Consider the following 5,383-nt stretch of genomic DNA (forward strand, 5'->3'; position numbering starts at 1 on the left):
ACTGTGGGTAGTTGCTATGGGGCAGGCAATGCAAGATCGGTGCCGAAGCGGCGCCGCTGGGAACGTCTCGTGTAACACCGCCACTAAACGGCTCGCGCGATTGCCGATGGGCCTGGTTAAGCGTGAACACGGCGCGTGTTCCAGAGCCGAAGACTCGCCGTGAAACTCGCGATGCCCGATGATCGAGTGTTGAAGATTTTACAAGGGATTGTAAAAACGCGTCGCGCAGACACCGACGATCGCTCTGTTAAACCCGACCGACCCTTCCCTCGCTTCGCTCGACCCTCCCTGCCAGGGAGGGTGACTTTAGATGCGACGACGCGTGTGCCCTCTGGTCGTTTTTTGACGAACGAGTGCCTTGGTGGCGAGCTGACAGGGTGTGGGATCGGCTTCCAAGCATCGTCGATGCGGAAGTGACAGTCTGGGAGCCTCTCCCACTCCAATGCATCCGATACTTTTATTCCGCCGGATCCTCAGACCGCCAGCGGGACCATCGGCATGGCGAGGTCGGTCGAAGGGCAGATGACGTCGTCGCTGACCTGCGACCAGTCTTCTTTGTGCGAGAGCATGACGAGCTTGTCGTTGCCGCGGATTTCGTCGCACATCTTCGGATTCTTGATGACTTCGCCGCCGGCGCGTTTGACGGCAACCACGACCGTCGCCCCATCGCCGCTGGTTTCCAGGTCATGGATCGTCGCCCCGACGAAGATGGATTCTTCGTGGATATCGACTTCGACCATCCGCACCCCGAACACGTCGAGGTCTTGGTTGAGTCGATTGAACGCTTGCTTGTTCTCCACGATCGATTCGACCGTCGGGCAGGCGATTTGGTGGGCGATTCGGGTCGCCCCGATCATGGTCGGCGACACCACGCCATCGGCCCCGCTGCGAATCAGTTTCCGTTCGGTCGATGGGCACTCGCAGCGGGCGATGATCTGGATGTTCTCGCACAGCTCACGGGCCGTCAGCGTCACGAACACGTTGTCGGCATCGTCCGGCAAAACGGTTGCCAGCACCGAGGCACGCTCGATTCCGGCCTGTAGCAGGACGTCTTCTTGAGACGCGTCACCGGCGATCACCAAGGTCCCGTGCCGTTCGGCTTCGCTCAGCCGCTCGCTATCGCGATCGATCACGACAAACTTCACGCCCAAATGGGCGAGTTCGTGGATCAGGTTGCGGCCGACTCGACCGTAGCCGCAAACGATCGCGTGCCCTGACAACGACTTGATTTCCTGGCACATGCGTCTGGCTCCTAGGGCCCGTTGGATTTCCCCTTCGGCGATCATCTGCACGAACCCGCCGAGGACATAAATGGCGGAGCTGCACCCCGAAATGATGACCGCCAACGTAAACAATTTCAGCCGAGGATCCTCGACCGGATTCACCTCTCCGTAGCCCACCCCAAAGATCGTGATGACCACCATGTAAAGCGAATCGATGTACGACCATCCCGCCAGGACGTACCCGATGATCGCGATCAAGCAGGTGGCGACCAGCACGGTCAGACCAACTCTCATTTTGTGAATGGAGGTCGATCCGCTCATCGCATTGTGTTTCTCACCATCGATCCGCGATGCTCCGGTTTGCGTGTTAATTGCCTACCCGACTGTTGGTGTCTCGTAGCCCCCGAGCAAGTCCGGTGGGGGAACAACCTCAGGGGGGCCGTAGCCGGGCCAGTGTTGTTGCGCCGAAAAGTCTTGGCGGTTTGGGGATTGAATCGGCCGGGTCGTGAAAGCGTGCGCAGTCATCGGGCCGGGCGGGGCTCTGTTGACTTGGCCCGCCGACGTCGGCGGCGTATTTTTTGACTCTTCCAGTGAAGGCCCAGACGATGTCGGCACGCGTTTCCCATAGCCTGATCGACCCGATCATTTCACCGAAGCTACAGTCGCTGTACCCTCACCTGCGGATCCCCATCGGGTTTCCGCCGGAAGGGATCGTCTTGATGGGGCATTTGTCGGCGATCGTCGGCGCCGTCGGGCTCGCGTTTTCAACGACCTATTGGTGGGCCGGCATCGTCGGTGCGGCGGGAATCGTCGGCAACCATTTGGCCGACTGCGTCGATGGCACGCACGCTCGACGGACCGGCCAGTGTCGCAACGGAGGTGAGTTGCTCGATCATTTCACCGATCCGCTTTCCTTTGCCTACTATCTGATCGGAATCGGAGTCGCCTGCGGACGATTGGATTTGGCCATCGTGGCGGTTGTTTGCCTGTTCGCGATCGCCGTGTTGACGAACATCAAGGCAAAGTTGGTGGGCGAGTTCACGCTGTCCCGATTCGGGCCGACAGAGTTCAAGACGCTGTTGAGCTTGATCGGGATTTCCACGGCGGCGTTGTTTTGGCTGCCGCAATCCATCGTCACCCCGGGGCAGTTCCTGCTGTTCACCTACGCCGCGTTGATCGTTGCCGGACTGGTCCAGTTGCCGATTCAGCTGATCCGATCGGTCAAGGAGGTCAATCAAAACGGTGCCGCGGCGGATACGACCGAGTGGCAATTGAAGTAGCTCGGTGGCGTTACGCTTTGGCGGCCAGTTGCAGCGCCAGATCTTTGGCGCCTTTAAGGTCCAGTTTGCCGGTGCCGAGCAACGGGATTTGCTCGACTTCGTAGAACGAGTCGCGCGACGGGATGAAGAGATTCGGCAGGCCGGCGGTTTTCAGGTCGGCCAAGATCTCGTCGACATTTTTGTGCAGCGGGCGGTGCAGCACGATCAGGCGTTCGCCTTTCTTGCTGTCGGGGACGGCGGTGACACAGAGCGTCACTGCATTTTCGTCGTCCGTTCCTTTGCCATCATCGGCTGAGTCGGCAGGCGATTCGCTTGACGACGACTGGTGAATCGACTTGGCGATTTCCTCTTCGACCTTGAGGTGCGGGACCATTTCGCCGCCGATCTTGGAAAACCGGCTCAGTCGACCGGTGATGTGGATGAAACCTTGGTCGTCGATGTGGGCGATGTCGCCGGTGTTGTACCAGCCCGATTGGATCACTTTTTCGGTCAGCTCTTTTTGGCCGGCGTAACCCGTCATGACGTTGGGGCCGGCGATCATTAGCATGCCGTCGATCCCCGCCGCTTGTTCGTCGCCCGAATCCTGGGAGACCACTTTCGCGCAGACACCCGGCAGGGGGCGGCCGACGGAACCTTCGATGCGATCGAGTTGGTAAGCAGCCGGTGAACGACTCGGGGGGATGTTGACCGAGACCAGTGGGCTCAATTCCGTCGTCCCGTAGCCTTCGACCGGTCGGAGTCCGAAGGTCTGTTCAAAGGAGTCAAACAGGTCCGCCGGCATCTTCTCGGCGCCGACAATGCAGGTGTCCAGGGTCTTGAATTGCTCCGGTTTAACGCGTCGGATGTAGCTTCGCAAGAACGTCGGCGTGGCAAGCAGAACCGTCCCGCCGTACTTTTCGGCCAGCTTGCCGATCTGTCGTGAGTCGAGCGGATTGAAGTGATACACGCCGCAGGGCCCCAGGACCTGGGTCGCCCAGAGCGTGACGCTGTATCCGAATGAATGGAAAAACGGCAGGATGCCCAACACGACGTCTTCGTCATTGAGGCGAATGGCTTTCTTGATCGCATCGACGTTGTGGCTGATATTGGCTTGGCTGAGCATCACGCCCTTGGGCATGCCGGTCGAACCGCTGGTGAAGATCACCGTCATCAAGTCATCGCTTTTGACACGGTGCAGTCCCAGCATGCGTCGCAGCAGTCCCCTCGGGATCAGGTTGGCCTGAATGAACGCGATGACTTTGTCCGCCGTCGTGATTTTGTCGCGGATCGATTCCAGGGTCACGGTGTCGGAGTCGATCTTGATGTCCACTTTGCTCAGGAAGCGTTCGCTCGTGAGCACATGGCGAATGTCGATTTCCTTGATGCAGTGATTGATGACTTCGCTGGAAACGGTGTAGTTCAGGTTGGCCGAAACGCGGCGATCGAGCGCCAATGCGACGTTGACAACCACCGCACCGGCGCTGGGCGGCAAGAACACTCCGATGTTGGACTCGTCCTTTGCAAAGACCTCCCGCGCCAGCACACGCCGCAGCGCGAAGGCGCGCGTGAGGGCTTCGCGGCCGCCCAATTCGGTCCCCATCGAATCGGCGATTTGGAGCCGTTTTCCACGATGTCGCCAAGCCCGGATCACTTCGCCGGCCAGGACGGGGAACTCATGTCGATGGTCGGTTTGGGCCTTGGCGTTGAGCTGATTGACTTGAGAGCGGACCAGTTCGATCGGTGTGTCGTTGGGGAGCGGTTTGCCGATGTAGAGCGTCAATCGACGACGAAACTTGTCGGGCCATTTGAAGAAGAATTTTCCGCCGCTGTAGCTGAAAATGCTGCCCCACATGCCGTCCAGGTAAACCGGAACCACGGGGGCGTCATGGCCCTGCAGAATCTTGCCCATGCCCGGCTTGAACGCTTGCAGTTGCCCGGTCCGGGTGATTGTGCCTTCGGGAAAGATGCCGACGACGTCGCCGGCTTTGAGCGCCTCGCGAGCCGCCTTGAGCGCCCGCATGATCGATTTCGGGTTGGCGACCATCAAGATCGTGTCAAAGGCGGCGGCGATCCACTTGGCGAACGCCGAGCCGAAATTGGAGCCGTCGACGACGAAGCGAACGTTGCGGGGCATCATCCACAAGATCACGATGCCATCGATCCAAGAGACATGATTGCTGACGATCAGGTAGCCGCCCGAAGCGGGCAGGTTCTCCCGACCGATCACGCGTTTGCGGTAAAACAGCGCCAGCATCGGGCGGAAGATGGCGCGGACGAACAAGCGAGGCAGGAAAACTGCCATCGCGGAGAGCAATAACAGGGAAACGATGATGATTCCCAAGACGTACCAACCACCCATGCGTTGCGTTCCCTGTCTGTTGGTTCTTGTCCGTTGGATCTTTTCTGTGAATCAGAAAGCTCGTCGCTGCGAGAACGCTCCATCTGCGTCAACCCAAGAGAATAGGCGATGGAGCCAGTCCCAGGCAACCGCACCCTCACCGCCGGCGTCCGGTCTCGGCGTGAAGCCGCCTGGAAAGACCGCAGCGCTCGCGCCCTGTCGCTCACAATCGCTGAAATACTGAGGACCGTGTTAGCGGAACGGCGCGAGCCGTCCGGTGACGCGAGGACCGGAGGGCTTGCGCCCTGCCGCTAACATCCGCTGGAACACTGAGGGCCGTGTTAGCGGAACGGCGCGAGCCGTCCGGTGACGCTAGGACCGGAGGGCTCGCGCCCTGCCGCTCACAGAACGGCCCTGTTTCCGCGGCTCACTCAATCGACCGTGCCGTCGACGAATTCCGCGACGACAAAACGAGAGCGTCGCCAGCCGACTAGCGAATCGCCTTGTCCGGCAGCGCGGTTCCGATGCCGGCATCCAGCGGCATGGTGTCGTTGCTCGGATCA

General features: G+C 60.0%; 3 protein-coding genes. 1 reads left to right on the plus strand and 2 read right to left on the minus strand.

What is annotated here, in order from left to right; all coding sequences use genetic code 11:
• Positions 1-473: 473 nt before the first annotated feature.
• Positions 474-1,517, minus strand: a complete 1,044-nt coding sequence (locus ABX749_RS20150; protein ID WP_372897553.1) for a TrkA family potassium uptake protein — start codon at positions 1,515-1,517, stop codon at positions 474-476.
• A 311-nt stretch (positions 1,518-1,828) separates the two neighbouring features.
• On the opposite strand from ABX749_RS20150, the gene ABX749_RS20155 reads away from it, so the two are divergent.
• Positions 1,829-2,503 carry a CDP-alcohol phosphatidyltransferase family protein gene (locus ABX749_RS20155; protein ID WP_372897554.1) on the plus strand — a complete coding sequence of 225 codons (675 nt, stop codon included), beginning with the start codon at positions 1,829-1,831 and terminating at the stop codon, positions 2,501-2,503.
• Between the two features lie 10 nt (positions 2,504-2,513).
• Here ABX749_RS20155 and ABX749_RS20160 read toward each other — a convergent pair whose 3' ends face one another.
• Complete coding sequence (locus ABX749_RS20160) at positions 2,514-4,841, minus strand: AMP-binding protein (RefSeq protein ID WP_372897555.1); 2,328 nt, start codon at positions 4,839-4,841, stop codon at positions 2,514-2,516.
• Positions 4,842-5,383: the final 542 nt, after the last annotated feature.

Origin of the sequence: Stieleria sp. (assembly GCF_041595215.1) — a bacterium.
GTDB lineage: Bacteria > Planctomycetota > Planctomycetia > Pirellulales > Pirellulaceae > Stieleria > Stieleria magnilauensis.